We start from the raw sequence: 24,065 nt of genomic DNA on the forward strand, positions 1-24,065 counted from the left end.
AATAATGGAAAATTTAATGGAAAAAATAATTTCATTAGCCAAGCAAAGAGGTTTTGTTTATAAATCTTCAGAGATTTATGGTGGAGCTTATTCTTTTTATGATTATGGACCTCTGGGAGTAGAATTAAAAAATAATATTAAAAAACAATGGTGGAAAAATGTAGTTTATCAAAGACAAGATGTTGTTGGGCTTGATAGTTCAATTTTAAGTCCTAGAATAGTTTGGGAAGCATCAGGTCACTTGCAAGGATTTGCTGATTTATTGGTTGAGTGCAAGCAATGCCATCATCGTTTTAAAGAAGATGAGCTAAATAAAAATCAATGTCCTGATTGCGCAGGCGATTTAACTAGTCCAAAGCAGTTTAACTTATTAATGAAAACGAATTTGGGAGTTGTTAAAGACAAGCAGGAAGAATATTATTTAAGAGGAGAAACTTGCCAAGGTATTTATTTAAATTATTTAAATGTAAAAGATTCTTTACGTAAAAAGCTTCCTTTTGGAATTGCACAAATTGGTAAAGCTTTCCGTAATGAAATTACTCCTAAAAATTTTATTTTTAGAACAAGAGAATTTGAACAAATGGAAATGCAATATTTTGTTAACCCTGATGAAGCAAACAAGCATTATGATGAATGGAAACAAGTAACCATGGATTGGTATAAACAGTATATTGTTAATTCAGAGAATTTAAGGTGGAGAGAACATACTAAGAATGAATTAGCTCATTATGCCAAGCAAGCATGGGACATTGAATATAAAACACCATTTGGCGGATGGAAAGAGTTTGCAGGTGTTCATAATAGAGGAGATTGGGATTTATCAAGACATCAAGAATACAGTCAGATTAAGATGGAATATAGAGATGAAGTCACAAATCAAAAGTTTACTCCATGGGTAGTAGAGGTCTCAATAGGGGTGGATAGAGCTTTTTTAATGTTTTTGCTTGATGCTTATGATGAAGTTGATGGAGGGAGGACAACTACAACCAAGTCAATCAAAGCTAAAGAAGTTGTTTTGCGTCTTGATAAAAGGTTGGCTCCAATTAAGGCAGGTATTTTGCCATTAGCAAAAAAACCAGAATTGATTAAAATAGCTAATCAAATATATGATGAATTATCTCGCCAATGGATGTGCGAATATGATCAAACAGGGTCTATTGGCAAAAGATATCGTAGGCAAGACGAAATAGGCACGCCATATTCAATAACCATTGATTTTGACACCATAAAAGACAAGCAAGTGACCATAAGAGATAGAGATACAATGAAGCAAGAAAGAATTTTAATTAATGCTTTGCCAGATTATATTAGAGAAGGAATTCGCGATTGATTATTGATTAATATATTTATGTACACAAGAACAAAATTTAAAAATGGACTTAATCTGATTACAGTGCCATCAACCAGCGCTAAAACAATAACAGTTTTAGCGTTATTTGGAGTTGGCTCTCGTTATGAAAGAGTTCAACAAAATGGAATGTCTCACTTTGTTGAGCATATGATGTTTAAGGGAACAAATAAAAGAAAAGACAATTTAACAATTGCTAGTGAGTTAGATGGCCTTGGGGCTGAGTACAATGCTTTTACAAGTACAGATTATACAGGTTATTACATTAAATCAATTAAGCAGAACGTTCATACTTGTTTTGATGTTTTATCTGACATGCTTTTTAATTCAGTTTTTGACAAAAATGAGATTACTAAAGAAAAGGGAGTAATCTTGGAAGAAATAAAAATTTATAAAGAAAATCCAATGTTTTATATTGGAGATGTGTTTCAGGAAGTTCTTTATGGCAAACACCCTCTTGGCAGAAACATTGTTGGGCCACCAGCAACAGTTAAATCTTTTACTAGACAAGGATTAATGAATTATAAAAATAAATTTTATAATCACAATAAAATGATTTTAGCTGTGGCAGGGAATATAAGCAAACAAGAGGTTATTAATTTAACAGACAAATATTTTAATATATATAAAACAAGTAAACGAGCAACAAATTATACTAGTTTTAAGGTTCCAGCTAACATAAAATCAAATAGAGTCAAAGTTGTTTTTAATAACCTAAAGCAAACCCAAATTGCTTTAGGAGGATTTGCCTATCCATATAATCATGTTAATATTGATGCTTTAAAAATTTTATCAATAATTCTGGGAGGAAACATGAGTTCTCGTCTTTTTTCAGAAGTTAGAGTAAAGAGAGGGTTAGCATATTATATTAAGTTCCATCTTGATGTCCATCAAGATGTTGGGGGATATTCAATAATAACAGGAGTTGATAAAAGCAAAACAAGACAAGCAATTAAAGTGATTTTGGCAGAAATAAATAAGCTAAAACAGAATGGCATCACTAAACAAGAATTAGTAAAAGCAAAAAAATATTTTATTGGAATGACAGGAATTTCTTTGGAAGATTCTGCTAGTTTGGCAAGTTGGTATGCAAGGCAGCTTTTATTAAAAAATGAAGTTATTTCTGTTTCAGAACAAATAAGCAGGATTAAAAGGGTTAGTCGGGCAGATGTTCAAAAAGCTATAAATTATCTTATGACCACCCAAGGGATTAAAATGGGTGTAATAGGACCATTTAAGAATAATAATTCTTTGTTGCAAATATTAAAAAGAGGGGTATAATAAAGATAAGCATAACTTTTAAATTAAATAATTATGTCTAATGAAAAACAAACAACTTTAATTAAGATAGATGTTTGGTCTATCCTCAAAATAGCCATAATTCTTCTAATAGCAGTGTTTTTATATTTTATAAGAGATATTCTTTTTATTATTTTTATTGCTGGCCTTCTGGCAACCATAATTTCTCCAATGATTGCTTTTTTTGAACGAAAAAAAATCCCTCGTTTTTTAGGAACATTATTTGTTTATATTGGCGTTTTTATGATTTTAGCTTTGGTGGGAGTTACGGTTGTTCCAACCGTAATAAGCCAGGGCAAAGTTTTATCAGAGCAACTGCCAGAACTTCTAAGTTCAATCTTGAGTAAAATTCAACCAGAATCACAAGCACAATTTGCAGACATAGTAGATAAGTGGTTTGCTAAGTCAAGCCTTGATGCAATGTCTATTTTTTCAGTGTTAGGAACAGTGGCTGGGCAAGTATTGTCGTTTGTAATGATTTTTGTATTAGCGTTTTATTTGTCAATTAGAAAAAAAGGAGTTGAAACAGCTGCTAATTTGTTAATTCCAGATAAATATCAAAAATTCTTTAAAAATTTTATTAATTCAGTCCAAAAAGAAATTGGAGCATGGGCAAGAGGGCTGGCAATGCTTTGCCTTTTTGTTGGAATAATGGTCTATGTTGGCCTGACTATATTGGGAGTAAAATATGCACTAACATTGGCTGTTATAGCTGCACTGGTGGAGATTATACCATATATTGGTCCTTGGATTGGCTTATTAATAGCAATAATAATTACATTGGCACAATCTCCGGCCTTGGTTTTATTTGTTGTTGGTCTTTATTTAATTATTCAGCAAATTGAAAATATTTTAATTTCTCCATATATAATGCATAAAGCGGTTGGATTAGACCCGCTAATTATAATTTTAGCATTAATGGTTGGTGGAAAGTTGGCTGGTCCAATTGGTATGATTGTTGCCGTACCTTGTGCTACAATTTTCTCAATTTTATTGAGGTATTACATAGAACATAAGCAAAAATTAATTGAGTAATATTTTTTATATTTAATAATAATGTTTGGAAAAAAAATAGGAATTGACTTAGGGACAACTAATATTTTGGTTTATCTTCCTGATAAAGGGATAGTTACTAATGAACCATCAGTGATTGCTGTGTCGACCATTGACAAGAGCATTTTAGCAGTAGGGGACGAGGCTAAAGAAATGATAGGGCGAACACCAGATACAATAATAGCTAAAAGGCCATTGAAAGATGGGGTTATTGCTGATTATAAAGCAACTGAAGCAATGATGAAATACTTTATAGGGAAAGTCATTGGGAAAATAAATTTATTTAAACCAGAAGTCATGGTAGCTGTGCCCGGGGGGATTACTTCGACCGAGAGAAGAGCTGTTATTGATGCTACTATGAAATCAGGGGCAAAGGCATCTTATATCATAAAAGAACCTATTGCAGCGGCGATTGGCTCTGCTATTCCAATTGGCTCTGCTTCAGGGCATATGATAATTGATATTGGTGGAGGAACAACAGAAGTAGCAGTTATTTCTTTGGGAGGAATTGTTAGCTCTACGTCAGTTAGGGTGGCTGGAAATAAATTTGATTCAGCTATTGCTAATTTTATAAAGAAAAAATATAATTTAGCGATTGGAGAGAGAACTTCTGAGGGGATTAAAATTAAAATTGGGTCAGCTTTGTCGTTAGATAAAAAAATAAAAATGGATATTAAGGGGAGGGACTTGATTCGTGGATTGCCTAGAATACTAACAATTGATTCAGACGATGTAACAGAAGCAATTCAAGATGAATTAAAAGATATTGTATCAGCAGTAAAATCAGTTTTTCATGAAACCCCACCAGAGCTTTCAGCAGATGTAATTGAAAAAGGAATGATATTGTCAGGAGGGAGCTCTCTTTTGAGAAATTTAGACAAACTGCTTACTAAAGCAATTGGTGTGCCAGCTTATGTAGCAGATGAGCCTCTTTTATCTGTTGCAAAAGGAACAGGGCTTGCTCTTGATAATCTTGAATCATATAAAAGAAGTCTTTTGTCTACGTAATATTTTTTTATTATGCATATATTAGAAGACTTAAAGTCTAGAGGATTAATATATCAAACAACTAATTATGATGGGCTTTATAAAAAATTAAAGAGCCCTCCTGTTTTTTTATATGTAGGATTTGACCCAACTGCTGACAGTCTTCATATTGGAAATCTTCTTCAAATAATCACCTTGATTAGATTCAGTAAAGCAGGTCATTTTTTAGTTGTTGTGAATGGCACAACCACGGGTTTGATAGGAGATCCTAGTGGCAAGAAATCAGAGAGACCATTATTAGCTAAAAAAGATCTTCTTAAAAATGCTCATAATATTAAAAAACAGTTAAAGCAAATATTAAAACCAGTTAAAAAATCTGTAAAAATAATAACAAACCATCAATGGTTTGATAAAATAAATATAATAGATTTTTTTCGTGACATTGGGAAACATTTTCCAATTGGATATATGCTTGCCAAGGATTCAGTAAAGTCAAGAATGTCATCGGGGATTTCCTTTACAGAATTTAGTTATATGGTTTTGCAAGCATATGATTATTTAAAATTAAATAAAAAATTTAATTGTGAATTACAAATAGGGGGAAGTGATCAGTGGGGGAATATTACGGCTGGAGTTGATTTGATTAGAAAAAGTTTATCAAAAGAGGTTTATGGGCTTACTTTGCCATTAATAACAAGTCCAGATGGTTCAAAATTAGGGAAATCAGTCAAAAATGGAATATGGCTTGACCCAAATAGAACAAATGCTTATCAGTTTTATCAATTTTGGGTAAACACTAGCGATGAACAGGTAATTCAGTTTATAAAATATTTTACTTTTTTAAATAAACAAAAAATTCAGAAATTAGCTGACAAAGTTAAAGCAGAGCCAGCTAAAAGGGAAGCGCAAAAAATATTAGCCAAAGAGCTAACTCAATTTATTCATGGCCAGTCAGCCATGTTAAAAGCTCAAAAAATTTCTCAAACATTGTTTTCTGAAAAGCTGGAATTATTATCAAAGAATGAAATTCAACAAGCATTTGTAAACGTACCTTCAATAAGCATGTCTAAACAGTCAGAAATTGATTTAATTGATGCTTTAGTGTTAATAAAGGCCTGTGCTTCAAAAACACAAGCAAGAGAGCATATTAAAGGAGGAGGAATTTATATAAATGGTCATAAATGTAATCCATCAAAACAAACAATAAATACAACCGATAGATTAAGAGGCAAATATACAATTATTCGTAAAGGAAAAAAGAAATATTTTTTAATTAAATGGTTAATTTAAGATAAATAATGATCGTAGGTATTGACTTTTCAGGCGCAAATCGTAAACAAAAAACAGGAGTTGAATGGTATTCATATTATTTGATTCAACACATGATTAAACTTAAGCATGTAAAAAATATCGATTTTGTCATATATTATTCAAGTAAATTAATTGAAAAAATTAAAAACACACCATTAAATTGGCATTTTAAGAGATTAAATTGGCCTTTTAATTTTGGTTGGACGCAGATTAGGTTGGCTTGGGAATTGTTGAGGAGTAAAGTTGATGTTATATTCTTCCCGTCATATTTTCCACCCTTGCTTACTTTTAATAAATTCAAAGTTACAACAGTTCATGATATTGGTTTTACTTTTTTCCCAAAACAATATTCTTTTTTTAAAAGAATATATTATCCCTTGGCTCATAAAATAGCAGTACATTTCTCAGACATAATTATAGTTCCGTCAAAATTTACGAAAAATGAATTATTAAAAAAATATAAAATTGGACCATCTAAAATAAAAGTTATTCCGATTGCTTACAATAGAAATATTTACAAGCCAAAGAGTGACTTGACTAAGGTTTTATCAAAATATAAAATAAAACAACCATATTTTCTTTATGTTGGCAGGTTAGAAAAAAAGAAAAACATAGCTAACCTTATATTTGCTTATGAAAAATTTTGTAAAAAATATTTAGATAAAGGCAAAGCGCCAAATTTAGTTTTAATTGGTTCTCGTGGACATGGTTATAATAAAGTTAAGTCAAACATTTCGAATAATTCAAAAATAATAGAAATGGGATATGTTGAATTAAAAGACTTGCCTTGTTTTTATTCAGGAGCTATTGCTTTTATTTTTCCATCTATTTATGAGGGGTTTGGGATTCCGGTATTAGAAGCAATGGCTTGTGGTTGCCCTGTAATAGCTAGTAATATCCCTTCTGTTTTAGAAATTTCAGCAAATTCATGCTTGTATTTTAATCCAATTAATTTAGATGATATTGTTTATTCAATGGAAAAAATAATACGAGACGAAAATTTAAGGAAAAATTTATCAATTAAAGGGCTTGATAGAGTTATGGATTTTTCGTGGAGAAAATGCGCACAACAAACATTTGATGTTATGGTGAATAAATTTAATAAATAAAAAATGGCAGATATTATTGGACATAAAAAAAATATTGAATTTCTTAAAAAGAGCATTCAAAATAAAAAAATTTCTCATGCATATTTTTTTTATGGACCATCACATATTGAAAAAAGTTCAGTTGTTGAGTTGTTTTCTTCTATGTTGCTTTGTGAAAATAAATCGTTTTGTAAAAAATGTAAAAATTGCAAGCATGTATTAAATGGAAGTCACCCAGATTTGCTTTGGCTTAAAGAGCCAGAGGAAATGAAAATTGATAGATTAAGAAAGGTTGTAAAATTTTTTAATTTATCATCCTTTTCTGATTCTTATAAAATTGTTATAATAGAAAATGCTCATAATTTAAATATTTCTTCTGCTAATTCAATTTTGAAATTCTTAGAAGAACCACCTGTTGAGACAATTATTATTTTTATATCTAACAGCTTTTATGACATTCCAGCTACAGTTAGGTCTCGTTGTCAGGTTTTAAGATTTTCGTCTCCGTCTAAAGAAGAAATTAAAAATGGCTTAAAAAAAACATTTAAATTAAAAGAAAAAGCAATTGATGAAATGATATATTTAGCAATGAATCGTTTAAGAATTGTAAATGAATTTGCTGCTAATCCAGCTACAATAAATATTTTTAAAAATAAAATAAATAAAATTATAAATTTTCTAGATAGTAATAAAAGAGAAAATAAATATCAGTTATTTAATTATTCTTCTAAAACAGCTATTGATGATTTAAATAATTTATTAATAGTTATTAGATTTTTAATTTTATCAAAGTTGAACAATTCATTAATTAATGAATCTATTTTATCTAATAATTTAAAAAAAGTTTCAGCTAAATATACGATTAAAAAGCTGACCACTATATTAGATTTAATTATTAGAACCCGCTCATGGATAGAAGGTAATACAAATAAAAAATTAGCAATAGCTAATATTTTAATCAATCTTTAAGCATGTTAAAACAAAAACAATTCCATTTATTATTGATACTTATGTTTGTTCTTTTTTCTACAAGTGCTTGTATTAAGGTTAGTATTAAAGATTCCTTTGATGGAGGAATCTTTAAGACAATAGATGGTGGAAATAATTGGATTCAAAGAAATAAATTATTAAAACTTGATGAGCAAGAAAATTTTTTAAGTAATCTTGATATAAGTGTTTTGATTTTTGACCCGCAAGACAATAAAACATTATATTTAGGTACAAAAAAAAACGGAGCCTTTGTAAGTTTTAATTCAGGCAAATCTTGGCAAGAAATTACGAATTTTGATGACACAAAGGCAATAAATTCTATTGTGGTTGACCCTCAATTTAAGCATATTGTATATTTGTCATCAGGAAATAAAATATTTAGAACAAATGATGCTAATAGAACCTGGCATAGAGTTTATTTAGAAGCCATGTCAGGAGTTGAAATAAACTCTATGGCAATTGATGCATCTTTGCCATATAATATTTATGCCGGACTTTCAGACGGGAGACTAATTAAAAGTGAAAACAATGGTGTCAGCTGGAAAAATATTTATAATTTCCAATCAAGAATAAAGCAGATATTAATTGATGGTGATGATACTAAAAAGATGTACATTGTCACTTTAAAACATGGCCTTTTTCTTTCTTCTGACTCAGGTACAACATGGCAGTCATTGAGTAAGGGGTTAAAGGAGTTTAATGGATCTAATGATATCTATAAATTAATTTTTTCTCCATCAGAAGAAAATACTATAATTAGTGCAAATAAATATGGTTTACTCAAGTCATCAGACAATGGAATGACTTGGTCAAGTTATAAGTTATTGTTGTCAGGCAAAAAAATGAAAGTTTATTCTGTGGGAGTTGATGCAGTTAATTCAGATATTATTTATTATTTAACAAAAACAGCTCTGCATTTGTCAGTAGATAACGGAATTAATTGGACAGTTAAGCCACTACCAAGCAAAAGAATCCCTAGTAAATTGTTGGTTGATTCAGTTGATTCAAGTATTTTGTATTTAGGATTTATTAAATAAATTTAATATAATTTTTTTATGAATATTATTGAACCACATGAAAAAGATTTTGATAATTGTATAACTTTTTTTGAAAAAAATATATCAAAAATTAGGACTAATCGCATTACAACAGAATTAATATCAGATGTTTTAATTAATGTCTATGGCACAAAGACCCCTCTTGAACAGGTTGCTTCCTTAAGCTTGATAGGACCAAGGACCATTATGATTGAGTCATGGGACAAGAGTATTATTAAAGAGATAGCTAATTCTTTAACCAATATGGAGTTAGGAGCAATCCCAAACATAGAAGGACAAATAATACATTTAAATTTGCCTCCTCTTAACGAAGATACAAGAAAAAAGATGGTTAAACTACTTCATAGTAAAGCAGAAGAAAGCAGAATCTCACTTCGCTCAATTAGAGACAAGGTCAAGACAGTCATTATTATGGCTGAGAAAAGCAAAGAAATTACAGAGGATGACAAGTATATTTTACTTGAAAAACTTGATAAAATTATATCAGCCAAAAATGAAAAAATTAAATTAATAGGAGATAAAAAGGAAAAAGAAATAATGAGTAATACCTAAATAATATTTTTTTATGTTTGTTTTTATTACAATTATTGGATTAAGCGTTTTGGTCTTTTTTCATGAATTTGGCCATTTTTTTGCTGCCAAGAGCTTAAAAATAAAAGTTGAGGAATTTGGAATTGGATATCCTCCTAGATTTTTTGGAATTATAATTAAATCTTTTAAAAAAAGAAAATTTAAATTTTTTTGGGGGAATAAAGAACCAGTTCAATCTAAGCAAAGAACAATTTATTCTCTTAATTGGATTCCATTTGGAGGATTTACAAAATTAAAAGGAGAAATAAGAGGAGACGCTAGTAGAGATAGTTTTTCTGCTCAAGTTTGGTGGAAAAAAGCAGTAGTGGCTTTTGCTGGGGCGGGCATGAATATTATCTTAGCGATTGTGCTTTTTAGCTTTTTATTTTCAACAGGCATAACTCAGGACATTGGTTTTTTGGAAGCCAATGCAAAAATAAAAAAAGTAATAGGGGTACAAATCGGTATGATATCGCCAGATTCTCCTGCTAATATGGCTGGATTGAAAATAGGAGATGTTATTACTAATATTGACGGGAATAAATTCAATAAAGTAGAAGATGTTAGAAATTACATTAAGGCAAGTTTGGGGCAAGAAATTCATATAAGTATTGATAGGAAAAATAGTGAAACAACAGGCATTAAATTAATTCCATTGCCATTTAAAGATGTTTATAATCATGACGTGAAAGAAGAAGGGATAGATGAGCATGGCGGAGTAATTGGTATTTCTTTGTCCAATGCAGTAATTGTTTCTTATCCCTTCTGGCAATCATTATTCATGGGAATAAAATTTTCAGTAGTATTGTTATTGTCAATTTTTAATGGTATATGGCTTTTATTAAAGACTCTTTTAGTTGATGGCAAAGTTATTGGAGGAGTTATGGGGCCAGTTGGCATTACTTCGATTACAGCTAGTGTTGCTCAAGCGGGTTATATTTATTTTTTACAATTTCTCGGACTTCTTTCTGTTGCTATTGGCGCATTTCAACTAATTCCTTTCCCCGCTCTTGATGGTTTTAAAATCTTAACAAGCGTTATAGAAGGAGTAATTAGAAGGCCTATCAAGCCAAAGGTTGAAGAAACTCTTATTAGGGGTGGATTTTTCTTGCTTTTGTGTTTATTGTTTTATATTACAATAAAAGAAATTATATCTTTATTTTAATTTTATATGAAAAAAAATATAAATTTTATAAAAAAAAACTTAACCCCAAAATCAACAGATGTTGCTAAATGGTATAATGATGTTGTCTTGTTAGCAAAATTAATTGATTATTCAGATGTCCGTGGAAGCATGGTAATAAGGGCAGGAGGTTATTCTATTTGGGAAAAACTTCAAGCAGTTTTAGATAAAAAGTTTAAATCTAATGATGTTGAAAATTATTATTTTCCTTTATTAATCCCTTTACATCTTTTAAACAAAGAAAAAGATCATCTAGAGGGGTTTTCTCCTGAGCTTGTAATAGCAACTCATGCGGGTGGAGAAAAGTTATCAGAGCCATATGTTCTTAGGCCTACCTCTGAAACTATTATGTATAAAACTTTTTCAAAATGGATTCAAAGCCATAGAGACCTTCCTTTGAAAGTCAATCAATGGTGCAATGTGATTAGATGGGAAAAAAGAACATATCCATTTTTAAGGAGTACAGAATTTTTATGGCAAGAAGGGCATACGGTTCATAGAACAGCTCAGCAGGCAATAATAATGGCTGAAACAGCATTAAAATGGTATAAAGAGTTTTATAGAGATTATTTTGCTATTTCTTCATATTCTGGCATTAAGAGTAATCAAGAAAAGTTTGCTGGAGCAACTACAACTTATTCAATTGAATTAGTTGCTCCAAATGGAAAGGCGCTTCAGGCAGCTACTTCTCATGATTTAAGCGATAATTTTTCCAAAGTGTTTGACATCTCTTATTTAGATGAAGAAGGTCAAAAATGTTATCCATATCAAACTTCTTGGGGGATATCAACTAGAGCAATTGGTGGATTAATATTAGCTCATGGTGATGATTCTGGGATTGTTTTGCCTCCAAAAATCGCAGACCCGCAGATAGTTGTGATAGCAATTTCTAGTAAAATAAAAAAACAACAAGCAAAGATAGTCAAAGAGGCAATTATAATTAAGCAAGAGTTAGCAAAAAGTGGTTTTAGAGTTAAGCTAGACACGGACTTTAATCTTTCTTTAGGCAAAAGAATAAATGAATGGGAAATAAAAGGAGTGCCCTTAAGAATGGAAATTGGGGCTAAAGAAATTAAAAATAAAAAAATAAAATTTATTACTAGAGAGAATTTTAGCAATGGCTGGATAGCTTTTAGCGAGATAAAATTAAAAACCGGCAAAATTTTAGCAGAAATCCAGGCAAATCTTTTATCAGCATCAATCAAGAGCAAAAAAGAACAGACAATAGATATTAAAACTCGTGATGAGTTTGAAGAAGTTGCTAAAACAAAAAAAGTTTTTATCAGAGCATTATGGTGTGAAACCAATAATTGCGAAGATAAAATAAAAAACAAGACAAAGTTAACTGTAAGAGTATTAGAGAATGATAAAAATGTAAATGTTTCTAACGGAAAATGTGTTTTTTGCAATAAACGAGCTAATCGTAAATGGCTTTTTGCTAAAAGTTATTAAAACAATATTATAAATTCATAAAAATAAAATATATGTTTAAAAATTTTTTTAATATTTTTTCAAAAGATATTGGCATAGACCTAGGGACAACAAATGTCAGGGTTTCGCTAAAAGGAAGAGGAATGGTTATATCAGAGTCTTCAATAATTGCTATTAATGCTAGAAATAATCAAATAATTGCTATTGGAGACAATGCTTTAAAAATGAAGGGAAGGGCCCCTAAATATATTTTGGTTGTAGCTCCATTAGACCATGGAGTTGTATCTGATTTTGAAATAGCAGAAAAAATGATTAAATCTATATTTGAAAAAATTCATTACAATGCTTTTAAACTTGCCTTAAGGCCAAGAGTAGTTGCTTCAATTCCTTTGGGAGTAACAGAAGTAGAGCAAAAGTCATTGGAAGATGTTATTTTACAAGCAGGAGCAAGAGATGTTTTCTTGGTAGAACGGCCAATGGCAGCAGCCATTGGACAAAAAATGCCAGTTCAAGAATCTGTTGGCAATTTAATCGTTGAATTAGGAGGCGGGCTTTCAGAGGTAGCAGTTATTTCATTAAACGGTATTGTATCATGGAAGTCTTTAAAAATAGGTGGACAAGAATTAAATAATAATATAATAAATTATGTAAGAGACAAGTTTGGTATTTTGTTGGGAGACCAGACAGCAGAACAAATAAAAACAAACATAGGGGCAGCTGTTTTAGGAAGCAAGTCTCAAGAGATAAAAGTTAAGGGAAGAGAGTTAAGAAGTGGATTGCCTCAAAAAGTAATTGTTAATGACAGGCAAGTGAGAGATGCAATTCTGCCTCTGCTTGAAAATATTATTGAAGCAATTCATGATGTGATAGAGATGACTCCGCCTGAATTAGTTTCTGACATTTACGAAAAAGGTCTCATTCTTTCTGGGGGAGGAGCAAAATTAAAAGGATTAGACAAGCTAATCCAAAAAAGAATATCAATTCCTGTTTATGTTGCAGATGACCCAAGTACATCAATCATAAAAGGGACAGGATTAATTTTAGATGATTTTAATAATTTAAAACAGGTTTTTATTCCTTCAGCCAGGAGTTAATTTTAGTTTTTTACTTAGAGGAGTAATTTAATTTTAAGGACATTATTTTTGAGGCCCCGCTTTTGGGGTCCATTGTTATTCCATATAATATATCAGCTATTTTTATGGTTTGTTGATTATGAGTAATTGCAATAAATTGAGTATATTTTCTTAATTCTTTTAAAATTTTTATAAATTTAAGGCAATTGGCTTGGTCAAGCATTGAGTCAGCTTCATCAAGAATAACAAATGGAGGCTTGTTTATTGATATTATTGCACATATTAAAGCTAGCGATGATAATGCTTTTTCCCCACCAGAAAGCATTTGAATATTTTTTATTTTTTTCCCAGGAGGATTTGCTAAAATTTCTATTTCATCTTTTTTTGTTTCTTCTTTCTTTTCTTCAGTGTGATTTTTTATATAATATTCATCATTTATTTTTGAATTATTGTTGACTGTCTTTGATTTTGTGTATATTATTTTAGCACTTCCGCCATTAAAAATAATTTTGAAATATTTATTAAAAGTTTGATTTATTTTATCAAAGTTTTTTTGAAACTTGTTTTTAATTTTTTCATCAAGTTTTTGTTCTATTTTTTTTAAAGATATTAGGCTTTCTTTTATGTCAGACGTCTGAGAACTTAAAAAATCATAGCGTTCTTTTACGGGTAGATATTCTTTTTCAACTTCAGTATCGATTCCTCCTATTAATTCTATCTGTCGTTTTAAATTGTTGATTTGCTCAATATTTATTGTGTAGTTGTTTGCTGGCTTAACTATATTGGTTGTATTTATTTCTATTTTTTCTTGCCTTATATCCTCTTCAATTACTTGTTTTCTTGTCTCTTCTCTGGCTAATGATATATTGAATTCATTGATAGTGTTATTAATATTATTGATAACATTTTGTTGTACTTGTGCCTTTTCTTGCCATGAAAACAATTTTTTTCTTTCATTGAGTTCTTTGGTTGCGAATTTAGATAAAAATTTATTTATATTTTTGGCTGTTTTGTTTAGTTCTTCAATTTTTTTATTAATGGTCTCTCTTTCTTCTTCAAGTTTTTTAAAATAATCTTTTTTAGATTTTTTAATATTTTCTCCAGACATTTTATTTAAAAGTTCTTTTATTTTGGCAAGAATATTATTTGCTTTAATAATAATTATATCTATTTCTTTAACATTATTTGTGTTTTTTATTTTTATGACAAATTTTTCTTGATATTTTTTTATATCTTTTATGTGTTTAACTACTTCTGCTTGAGTAATGCTTTCATTGTTTTTTTTGTTTACTGCTTCGCTCTGTTTTATTGTTATTTTTAATTTTGATTCTTTATATTGGTTTATTTTTCTAAGAGCTTCTTGATATTTTTCTTGATTATATTCATATTCAGTATTGATTTTGTTAGAGATTAATTTTTTTGATTCTTGTCTGTATTTGTTTAATTTTTCTTCAAATTTTTTCTTTTCAACCTTGGCTAACTCTCTTTTTTCTTTTAATAATTTAATTTCGTTGTTTAATCTATACAATGTCTCTTGATAATATATTTTTTGTAAATTAAAAAGCCGCATCTTTATTTCTTTTTTTCTAGACAATTTATTTATTTGTCTTGTTAAAGAGGCGAGATGGGGCTTGATTTCTTTTAAGGCAATTTCAGCTTGATTTAAATTATCCTTACTTTTATTTATTTTTCTTAAAATTTGATTTTTTTTATAAATATATTGTTTAATGCCAGTTGCTTCATCAAAAAAGTTCTTTTTTTCAATGCTAGAACTTGTAATAATTTTATCAGTCAATCCTTGGCTTATAATGCTATAACTTTTTTGCCCAAAATTGGCTTCAGCCATTAGTAAATTAATATCATGTAGTCTTACTGGACTATTATTTATGAGATATTCTCCATCATTGTTTCTATAAATTTTTCTAATTATTGAAAATTCTTTATATTTTTTGTCAGAAGAAACATATTCATTGCTAAATAATAAATTAACTTGTGCTAAATTTGAACGAATTTTCTTTTTTGTTCCAGAAAAAATAACATCTTCTGACTTTTTACTTCTTAAAGATTTTAAGCTTTGTTCGCCAAGCCCCCAACTAATGGCTTCAATTAGATTTGATTTTCCAGCTCCATTTGGCCCAATAATGGCCGTCATGTTGAGTCGGTCTTTTTTTGCTTGAGGGAATTTGAGAGTAATTTTATTTTTAAAGGATTTAAATCCAATTATGTCTAATTGTTTTAAATGCATATTTAAATATATTTTTTTAATGCTTGTTTGGCTGCATCTGTTTCTGCTTGTTTTTTATTTTTGCCAACGCCTTTGCATATTAGTTTGTTGACTAAATAGACTCCAATTGTAAATTTTTTTTCATGAGGGGCTCCAGATTCTTTGATTAATTTATAAGTTGGAGTTATTTTAAGTTTTTCTTGAATAATTTCTTGAAATCGACTTTTAGAATCTATGTAAAGATGACTTTTAATTATTTCATCTAATCTTGGAATTATATTTTTTAATATAAATTGATTAGCATAAGTAATCCCTTGGTCTAGGTAAATTGCTCCTATGATTGATTCAATCGTATTAGCAAGAATAGTTTGAGTAATTCTTTTCTTTTCTTTTTTTTCACCTTTTCCAAGATAAATATTATCTTTTATTTTTAAATCCTTGGCTATAATTGCCAAGGATTTTGTATTAACTAAACTCGCCCTCATGGCTGTTAATTTTCCTTCAGAATCATTAAATTTTTTATATAAAAAATCAGTAATAATTAACTCTAAAACAGCATCTCCAAGAAACTCCATTCGTTCGTTATTTTTAAGTGGAAAATTCGGATTTTCGTTTAAGAAAGAACTATGAATTAATGCTTGTTTTAATAGGTTTTTGTCTTTGAAATTTATCCCTATTTTTTTTTCTAGATTATTTATATTTTTCATATACAGCACCTAATACTCCGTTTATAAATTTTGAAGAAGTTTCTCCTCCAAAAGCTTTTGCTATTTCTATTGCTTCATTTATTATTACTTTAGGAGGTGTATTTTTTAAAAAAATTAATTCAAGTATGCCAAGTCGTAATATATTTCTATCAATTATTGTTATTTGTTCTAATGGCCATTGAGGAGCGTATTTTTTTATATAATTATCTATTTTTTTAATGTTTTTTAATGTATTAATGTATAGTTTTTCAGAAAAATCAGTTGTAAAATTATTTGGAGCAAATTCAATAATATTTCTCCTATGAATTTTTTTAATATCAATGTCATTTTTTAATATTGATGCATTAAAATCCCATTCAGACAAGGTTTGCAAGGCAATTGTTCTGGATAATCGTCTTTTAGACATAATTGATTGTTAAATTATTTTTTTTGTTTTTTTAATTGCTTTATTTTTTTGTAGAAGATGATTTTTTGTCATCTTTTTTTCTTTTTTTATCTTGCTTTGTTTCAATAACCTTTTTTTTGTTATATGTTCCGCAATTAGAACAAGCATGATGAGATCTTACAGGCTGATTACACTTTGAACATTTTGAAAATTTTTGTTTTTTAATCTTAAAAGAATTTTCTTTTATTCTTCTTTGTGATTTTGTTTTTCTTTGTTTTGGTACAGACATAGTATTTTTTATTAATTATTTCTTTTAATTTTAACATTTTTTAAAAATTTAGCAAGATTGTTTATTTCTTTTTTTTTGAAAAAATGTATAATTAATATATAAATAAATTATTAACATATTATTAACATATTATTAACTTAAAACAACTCAAATAATTTACTATCATAATAAATAAGAATAAATTTTAATTTTTTAGTAAACTTAAATATAGAAAAATGATTAACAAAAAAGAACTTTGGAATATAGTTTTATCAGAACTTGAAGTATCTCTGTCTCCTGCTAATTTTAAAACATGGTTTGCAAATACATCAATATCTGAAATAAAAGATAATGATAGTATTGTTGTTATAAGTGTTCCAACTAATTTTTCAAAAAATTGGCTTGAAGAAAAATATCATAAATTTATTCTTGATGCAATGCAGAAAGAAGCAGATAATAAAATAAAAAAAGTTATTTATAGTGTTAACCCACCTCTAGCGGATAATAAACAGGGACTAAGGGCGGTAAGCATGGACAAGATTTTAAAAACAGCTGAACCTAAGATTGATCAAAATAAATTAAATAAAAAATATAATTTTGATAGTTTTGTTGTTGGTAGTGGATCAGAACTAGCTTATGCAGCTTGTTTGGCAGTTGCAAAAGATAATGGAAAGAAGTATAATCCTCTTTTTATTTATGGCGGAGTTGGGCTAGGAAAAACACATCTGGCCCAAGCAATTGCTAATAAAAGACTAGAAGAAAATCCTAATGCAAGTGTTGTTTATACTAATGCTGAGAAATTTACTAATGAATTTATTCATGCAATTACAAACAAGACAATAGATGGTTTTAAGGAAAAATATAGAAAAATCAATCTTTTTTTAATAGATGATGTCGAATTCATGGCTGGCAAGGAAAGAACACAAGAGGAGTTTTTTCACACATTTAATAGTCTTTATGAGGATGATCAACAAATTGTAATTACTTCCGATCGTTTACCAAAAGCAATTCCAGCTTTTAAGGACAGATTAACTTCTCGCCTTGAATGGGGGCTTATTGTAGATATAAGTCCGCCAGATTTTGAAACAAGAGTTGCTATTTTGAGAAAAAAATGTAAAGAAAAAGAAATTAATTTAAATGATAATATATTAAGATATTTAGCATCAAATATTCAAGATAATGTTCGCGAATTAGAAGGAGCACTTAATAAATTGATTGTTTATTTTGAATTTCATCACATGGAGTTAGACCTAGAGAGGGTTAAAAATATTTTATCTACCTTAAAAGTAGAGCCCAAGAAAGTATTTGTTAAGCCAAGAGAAATAATTAAAATTGTAGCAGATTTTTATGGGATTGACGCAGAGGAAATGATTGGGCCTTCAAGAAAAAAAGAGATTGCCTTTCCAAGACAAGTTGTCATGTATTTAATGAGAAAAGAATCAGGGGCTTCGTTTCCATTGATAGGGAAAGAGGTTGGCAAAAGAGATCATACAACAGCAATGTATGCTTTTGAAAAAATAAAAAAAGAAGTGAAAAAAGAGGGCTCTACTAGAAAAGAAATAGAGCTTATAAAACAAAGAATTTATAACAAATAATAGATAATATTATATGTATGTGATAAAGTCATCTGGAGAAAGAGAAAAATTTAGTGATGTTAAAATTTTTCAAGCATGTTTAAATTCCGGAACAGACGAGAATTTGTGTAAGCAGGTTACAGAATTAGTTAAAAAACAATGTTATAATGGAATTAGAACAACTAAAATTTTTAATTTAATTTTAAAAAGTTTAAACACATCCAATCCAACTAGCGCTATTCGTTATAATCTAAAAAATGCAATTTTAAATCTTGGTCCAGCTGGTTTTGTGTTCGAAAAATTTATTGTTTTTCTTCTTAAAAAATTTGATTATTCTGCTTGGAGACCAGATATTATAAATGGGGCTTGTGTGAGTCATGAAATTGACATTATTGCTAAATCAAACAAACATCCTGAGTTATTGCAATGGAAAAATAATATTAATAAAAATACTTATATGATAGAATGTAAGTATCATAATGCTTTTGGGATAAGAAGCGGCATAAAAGAAACACTTTATACATGGGCTAGATTTTTAGACATAAGAGATGGTTTTAGGCAGGGAAACTGTGAGAGATTTCATTTCCCTTGGCTTATTTCAAATACAAAGTTTTCAAATTCAGCTAAACAATATTCAGAATGTAAAGGAATTCGGTTACTTGGCTGGAAGTATCCCGAAAAACAAGGATTAGAAAAATTAATAGAACAGCAAAGGGCATATCCAATTACGATATTAAAAGGACTAGACACTTCTTCTAGAAATAAATTATTTTTAAATAATATAATTTTTTGCGAACAATTAATTTCTATTAAAGGGAGTAATGCCATAAAAAAAATTAATATTAATCAAGTTAAATTAGAAAAATTAATAACCCAAGCTCGTTTAATTGCTTAAAAAAAATAAATTATGTCAAGTATTGATGATTTGTTAAAAAATAAAACAACCAAAGAGACAGAAACTCAGACAGAATTAAAAGAAAAATTGACTGAGATAAAATTAAAAAAAGAAGAAGGCAAGGTGGTTGCCAAGGCAAAGCAATCAGGGATTGCTTATATTAATTTAGATGGTTTTCCAATATCTCCTGATGCTATCAGGGTAATTAGTCAAGAGCAGTCAGTTCAATATAAGGCAATTTGTTTTTATAAAACAGATCAAGCAGCCAGAATAGGAGTGGTAAATCCTGATGATGAAAACTTTCAAGAATTTATTAAGTTAATAAAAGAAGACCATGATTTTGATATAAACTTATATTTAATTTCAGGTAATAGTTTTAATATCGCTTTAGAAAGATATAAGACATTACCAAAAATTAGTAAAATAGAAACAGGAGTTAATATTTCTGCAGAAGAATTTGAAAAATTAAAAAACAAAATAAAAACATTTAAGGACTTAAACAAAGAGGTGCAAAAAACGTCAATTTCTAATTTAGTTACATTAATTATGGCTAGCTCTGTTCAATCTAGAACGTCAGATATTCATATTGAAGCAGAGGAAGAGGAAATCAAGATAAGGTTTCGTATTGATGGCGTTTTAGTTGATGCGGCTTCAATTGATAAAAAGTTTTGGAAAAGAGTAATTTCAAGAATTAAATTGTTGTCTGGTTTAAAAATTAATATTTCAAACCGACCACAAGATGGGAGATTTAGGATTGATTTAAAGGAAGATAGAATTGATGTGAGGGTCTCTTCCATGCCAACAGCTTATGGAGAAAGTGTTGTAATGAGGCTTTTAAGAGCTTCGTCAACTAGTTTAACCTTTGAAGATTTAGGTTTTAGGAAGGGAGCGTTTAAAATTTTGGAAAGAGAAGTTCTCAGACCAAACGGAATGGTTTTAACAACTGGTCCAACGGGTTCAGGGAAAACAACTTCTTTGTATGCAATTTTAAATAAACTTAATGACAAAGAAACGAAAATTATTACTTTAGAAGACCCGGTTGAGTATCATTTAAAAGGAGTTAATCAAAGTCAAGTTGATAGCGCTAAGGGGTATACATTTGCTAAAGGGCTTAGATCAATTTTACGTCAAGATCCTGACGTGGTAATGGTTGGAGAAATTAGGGATTTAGAAACAGCTGAAATTGCTATGCAAGCTGCTTTAACAGGGCATGTTGTTATTTCTACTCTTCATACAAATGATGCGGCTGGTGCTTTGCCAAGATTTTTAGGGATGGGAGTAAAACCCTTTCTTTTAGCCCCGGCTATTAATGCTATTATTGGACAGCGATTAGGCAGGAGAAATTGTAAAAAATGTAAGCAGGCAGAAAAAATAGATACAGCTACAATGGAAAAAGTAAAGAAATTACTTAGTGAAATTCCAGTTAATTCTGGTGAAACAAAAGTAGATTTATCTAATTTAAAATTTTTAAAAGGAGCTGGTTGTGATGAATGTCAGGGGATTGGATACAAGGGCAGGGTTGGAATTTATGAGGTTTTTGCCATGGATGGCGATATTGAAAAAGCAATTTTAGATGGAAAAATGTCTGAATATAGAATGAAAGAATTAGCAGTTAAACAAGGCATGGTAACAATGGTTCAAGATGGATTATTAAAGGCATTGGAAGGAGTAACAAGTGTTGAAGAGGTCTTTAGGGTTATAGAATAAATAAGGCCTGGTTTCCTTTTGGAAGCCGAGCCCCTTAAATATAAAATATTTTGGGTTTTTTAAATTAAAATATCTTAATTAAACTATTTTGACTTTGCCTATTTTGGTAATCAAATCTCTTTGCTCTTGGTCAAGAGATTTTTTTACATTTGGTTCAATTTTATAATCAATTATTTCCTTGTTATTAATTGTTGCTTCTTTTTTATAGCTTCTTATACTGGTGATAATTTCTTGAATTTCAGCAAATTTTTTCTCTGATTGACTATCTATAAATTCTGTTTTTTGCTTTGGCCACTTGGCTACTATTAGCAGGTCAGCCAAGGGATCAGAACAATTATTAAATTGTTGATATATTTGCTCAGTTACGAATGGAATAAAAGGATGCATTATTCGTAGTGATATGCAAAGAATCAGTCGCAAGATACGAATAGTAGATTTTTTAATGGCAGTATTATTGGTTTGAAGTTTAGCTATTTCTAAATACCAGTCAGCAAATTCATGCCAGACAAATTCATATATATTTTGACAAGCTTTACCAAATTCATATTCTTTAATTTGTTTATCAACCAAAACAATTAAAGAGTTGGCTTTTGAAACAATCCATTTATCAGCTAGTGTGTTTGTTTTTATATTAGTAATTTCTGTTTGTTCGTCCTTTGTTTGTATGTCTATAAATCGGCTTATATTCCAGATTTTATTAATGAAATTTCTAGCAGCTAAAATTGTTCTTTCGTCAAATCTCATTGCTTGCTGGTCTCTATTTGTTTGTCTCATCAATCCAAACCGGGTTGCATCTGCTCCATATTTATCAATTAGTTCTAATGGGTCAATGCCTGTTCCTAAAGATTTACTCATTCTTTTTCCTGTTGCTGTAAGAATGGTGGCATGAATGTATACATTATCAAATGGTTGTTTATCCAAAAATTCTGTACTTGAAAAAACCATTCTAGCTACCCAAAGATATATAATGTCACGCGCAGTAGAAAGAACAGAAGTTGGGTAGTAATTGGCTAAATCTTTTGTTTTATTAGGCCACCCTAAAATAGCAAATGGCCAAAGAGCAGAAGAAAACCAAGTATCTAAAACATCTTCTGATTGTTTTGGTTTACATTTTTTACAAAATGAACATTTGTTTGGTTGTTTATCTGAAACAATATATTTTTCTTTATCATTAGCACAAAACCAAACAGGTAGACGGTGCCCCCACCATAATTGCCTTGATATACACCAATCTTCAATATTAGTTAGCCAATCCAAATATATTTTTTGATATCGTTCTGGTATTATTTTAATTTTCTCTTGTTGGACTATTTTAATGGCGGGTTTACTTAATTTGTTCATTTTAACAAACCATTGTTTTGATATTTGTGGCTCAATAGGTGTATCACATCTGTCACAAAGAGATATTTGGTGTTGGTAATCTTCAATTTTTTCTAAAAGATTTAATTTTTTAAATTCTTCAACAATTTTTTTTCTTGCTTGCAAGGCATTTAGTCCAGCATATTCTCCTGTATTTTTATCCATGTTTCCGTTAATGTCAATTACATTAATTACTTCTAGATTATTATCTTTTCCTATTTGCCAGTCAGCATTGTCGTGAGCAGGAGTTATTTTTAATGCTCCTGTGCCAAACTCAGGATCAACTAAATAGTGTTCTATAATAGGGATGGTGCGACTCACAATTGGCAACAGCAGTTCTTCTCCTATTAAATCTTTATATCTTTTATCCTTTGAATTAACAGCCACGGCCGTATCTCCTAGCATTGTTTCAGGTCTAGTAGTGGCAATGATAATGAATTTTTTAGGATTATCTTTAAGAGGATATTTTAAATACCAAAGCTTGGATGGCTGTTCTTTGTATTTTATTTCAATGTCAGAAATTGCAGTTGTACATCTTGGGCACCAATTAACAATTCGTGGTCCACGATAAATATATCCTTTTTCATGGTATTTAATAAAAGCAGTTTGGACTGCTTCAATATATTCTTTGTCTAAAGTAAACCTTGTCCTTGACCAATCACAAGAACAACCCATTTTTTTTAATTGTTTAAAAATTAAATTGCCATATTCTTCTTTCCATTCCCATGCTTTAGTTATAAATTGATCTCTCCCAATTTCATGACGAGTTTGTCCTGCTTGTTTAAGCTTTTTTTCAATAACATTTTGAGTGGCAATTCCAGCATGGTCTGTGCCTGGAATCCAGACAGCTCGTTTGCCTTTCATTCTGGCAAATCTTATTAAGATATCCTGGATAGTATTATTTAAAGCATGCCCCATATGAAGAAATCCAGTAATATTTGGAGGGGGGATTACAATTGAAAAATTTTCTTGTCTATTTCCTGGCAGTTTATCTGGATTAAAAAAGCCACTCTTTTCCCAGAGTTGATAAATTTCTTTTTCATGCTTATTTGGTTGATATGTTTTATCCATTTTAATTATTTTGTTTTTAAATTTGATATTGTGATATTTCTTTGATTATCTTTTTGTCCAAGTTTTATTTTAACAAAAATTGTATTGAATGGCAAAATGGATTTTATTTTTCCAGCCCACTCAATTGCTGTGATGACATTTTCTTTATTTATCCAATCATTAATGCCTATGTCAATCAATTCTTGTTCAGAGCTTAGCCTATAAGCATCAGAGTGAACAAAGTCAGTGATATTTGATTTGTTGTGCCTTACTTTATATACTTTCATTAGTACAAAAGTTGGGCTGGTTATTGTTTTTTTGATGCCCAGCCCTTGAGCCACCCCTTTTATAAATATGGTTTTACCAGCCCCTAATTCACCAACCAAGCCAATTGTTTGTTGGCCAGTTAGTTGTTTGGCTATTTGTTTGCCTAAATTAATGGTTTCTTTTTCAGAATGAGTGATTATTTCCATAAATTAACTATTGTAAAATAATATTTAATGTA

Annotated in this window: 21 protein-coding genes; 15 read left to right on the forward strand and 6 right to left on the reverse strand. The window is 29.6% G+C overall.

Annotated features, from left to right (window positions below; translation table 11 throughout):
• Positions 1 to 4: 4 nt before the first annotated feature.
• Genes ISS06_01505 through ISS06_01560 form a run of 12 tightly spaced genes read left to right on the forward strand, consistent with a single transcriptional unit; the run spans position 5 to position 13,412 of the window.
• Positions 5 to 1,330, forward strand: coding sequence for a glycine--tRNA ligase (locus tag ISS06_01505; protein MBL7053860.1), 1,326 nt, complete (start codon positions 5 to 7; stop codon positions 1,328 to 1,330).
• A gap of 18 nt (positions 1,331 to 1,348) precedes the next feature.
• Positions 1,349 to 2,629 carry an insulinase family protein gene (locus ISS06_01510; protein ID MBL7053861.1) on the forward strand — a complete coding sequence of 427 codons (1,281 nt, stop codon included), beginning with the start codon at positions 1,349 to 1,351 and terminating at the stop codon, positions 2,627 to 2,629.
• A 33-nt stretch (positions 2,630 to 2,662) separates the two neighbouring features.
• Complete coding sequence (locus ISS06_01515) at positions 2,663 to 3,682, forward strand: AI-2E family transporter (protein ID MBL7053862.1); 1,020 nt, start codon at positions 2,663 to 2,665, stop codon at positions 3,680 to 3,682.
• 21 nt (positions 3,683 to 3,703) lie between these two features.
• A complete protein-coding gene (locus tag ISS06_01520) occupies positions 3,704 to 4,708 on the forward strand; it encodes a rod shape-determining protein (GenBank protein ID MBL7053863.1) in 1,005 nt (334 codons plus the stop codon).
• 12 nt (positions 4,709 to 4,720) lie between these two features.
• Positions 4,721 to 5,977, forward strand: coding sequence for a tyrosine--tRNA ligase (locus ISS06_01525; GenBank protein ID MBL7053864.1), 1,257 nt, complete (start codon positions 4,721 to 4,723; stop codon positions 5,975 to 5,977).
• Positions 5,978 to 5,985: 8 nt separating this feature from the next.
• Positions 5,986 to 7,107 carry a glycosyltransferase family 4 protein gene (locus ISS06_01530; GenBank protein ID MBL7053865.1) on the forward strand — a complete coding sequence of 374 codons (1,122 nt, stop codon included), beginning with the start codon at positions 5,986 to 5,988 and terminating at the stop codon, positions 7,105 to 7,107.
• 3 nt (positions 7,108 to 7,110) lie between these two features.
• A complete protein-coding gene (locus tag ISS06_01535; protein ID MBL7053866.1) occupies positions 7,111 to 8,055 on the forward strand; it encodes a hypothetical protein in 945 nt (314 codons plus the stop codon).
• Positions 8,056 to 8,057: 2 nt separating this feature from the next.
• Positions 8,058 to 9,113, forward strand: a complete 1,056-nt coding sequence (locus ISS06_01540; GenBank protein MBL7053867.1) for a hypothetical protein — start codon at positions 8,058 to 8,060, stop codon at positions 9,111 to 9,113.
• 18 nt (positions 9,114 to 9,131) lie between these two features.
• Positions 9,132 to 9,686: a ribosome recycling factor gene (frr, locus tag ISS06_01545; protein ID MBL7053868.1), complete on the forward strand. Its 555-nt coding sequence runs from the start codon at positions 9,132 to 9,134 to the stop codon at positions 9,684 to 9,686.
• Positions 9,687 to 9,699: 13 nt separating this feature from the next.
• Positions 9,700 to 10,869, forward strand: coding sequence for a site-2 protease family protein (locus ISS06_01550; protein ID MBL7053869.1), 1,170 nt, complete (start codon positions 9,700 to 9,702; stop codon positions 10,867 to 10,869).
• 6 nt (positions 10,870 to 10,875) lie between these two features.
• Complete coding sequence (locus ISS06_01555; protein MBL7053870.1) at positions 10,876 to 12,339, forward strand: proline--tRNA ligase; 1,464 nt, start codon at positions 10,876 to 10,878, stop codon at positions 12,337 to 12,339.
• A 32-nt stretch (positions 12,340 to 12,371) separates the two neighbouring features.
• Entirely contained in the window at positions 12,372 to 13,412 is a 1,041-nt protein-coding gene (locus ISS06_01560; GenBank protein MBL7053871.1) for a rod shape-determining protein, read from the forward strand.
• Positions 13,413 to 13,422: 10 nt separating this feature from the next.
• Here the strand turns inward: ISS06_01560 and ISS06_01565 are convergent, their stop codons facing one another.
• Genes ISS06_01565 through rpmF form a run of 4 tightly spaced genes read right to left on the reverse strand, consistent with a single transcriptional unit; the run spans position 13,423 to position 16,996 of the window.
• Positions 13,423 to 15,636: an AAA family ATPase gene (locus ISS06_01565; GenBank protein MBL7053872.1), complete on the reverse strand. Its 2,214-nt coding sequence runs from the start codon at positions 15,634 to 15,636 to the stop codon at positions 13,423 to 13,425.
• 2 nt (positions 15,637 to 15,638) lie between these two features.
• Entirely contained in the window at positions 15,639 to 16,322 is a 684-nt protein-coding gene (gene rnc, locus ISS06_01570) for a ribonuclease III (GenBank protein MBL7053873.1), read from the reverse strand.
• Positions 16,306 to 16,728, reverse strand: a complete 423-nt coding sequence (nusB, locus tag ISS06_01575) for a transcription antitermination factor NusB (GenBank protein ID MBL7053874.1) — start codon at positions 16,726 to 16,728, stop codon at positions 16,306 to 16,308. Before nusB ends, rnc begins: the two co-directional genes overlap by 17 nt.
• Positions 16,729 to 16,768: 40 nt before the next feature.
• The gene (gene rpmF, locus ISS06_01580; protein MBL7053875.1) at positions 16,769 to 16,996 is read right to left on the reverse strand and encodes a 50S ribosomal protein L32; all 228 of its coding nucleotides are present in this window, start codon (positions 16,994 to 16,996) and stop codon (positions 16,769 to 16,771) included.
• 215 nt (positions 16,997 to 17,211) lie between these two features.
• Between rpmF and dnaA the strand changes: the two genes are divergently transcribed.
• From dnaA to ISS06_01595, 3 genes are read left to right on the forward strand one after another with little or no spacing between them, the layout of a single operon-like run.
• Positions 17,212 to 18,570, forward strand: coding sequence for a chromosomal replication initiator protein DnaA (dnaA, locus tag ISS06_01585; GenBank protein ID MBL7053876.1), 1,359 nt, complete (start codon positions 17,212 to 17,214; stop codon positions 18,568 to 18,570).
• A gap of 13 nt (positions 18,571 to 18,583) precedes the next feature.
• Positions 18,584 to 19,444, forward strand: coding sequence for a hypothetical protein (locus ISS06_01590; GenBank protein ID MBL7053877.1), 861 nt, complete (start codon positions 18,584 to 18,586; stop codon positions 19,442 to 19,444).
• A 12-nt stretch (positions 19,445 to 19,456) separates the two neighbouring features.
• Positions 19,457 to 21,151, forward strand: a complete 1,695-nt coding sequence (locus ISS06_01595; protein ID MBL7053878.1) for a type II/IV secretion system protein — start codon at positions 19,457 to 19,459, stop codon at positions 21,149 to 21,151.
• 78 nt (positions 21,152 to 21,229) lie between these two features.
• Here the strand turns inward: ISS06_01595 and ISS06_01600 are convergent, their stop codons facing one another.
• Positions 21,230 to 23,590 carry a valine--tRNA ligase gene (locus ISS06_01600; protein MBL7053879.1) on the reverse strand — a complete coding sequence of 787 codons (2,361 nt, stop codon included), beginning with the start codon at positions 23,588 to 23,590 and terminating at the stop codon, positions 21,230 to 21,232.
• A complete protein-coding gene (gene tsaE, locus ISS06_01605; GenBank protein ID MBL7053880.1) occupies positions 23,587 to 24,033 on the reverse strand; it encodes a tRNA (adenosine(37)-N6)-threonylcarbamoyltransferase complex ATPase subunit type 1 TsaE in 447 nt (148 codons plus the stop codon). The genes ISS06_01600 and tsaE overlap by 4 nt, the downstream gene beginning before the upstream one ends.
• Positions 24,034 to 24,065: the final 32 nt, after the last annotated feature.

The sequence above is a fragment of the Patescibacteria group bacterium genome (genome assembly GCA_016784145.1).
Taxonomy (GTDB): domain Bacteria; phylum Patescibacteriota; class Patescibacteriia; order UBA2591; family UBA6264; genus BS150m-G65.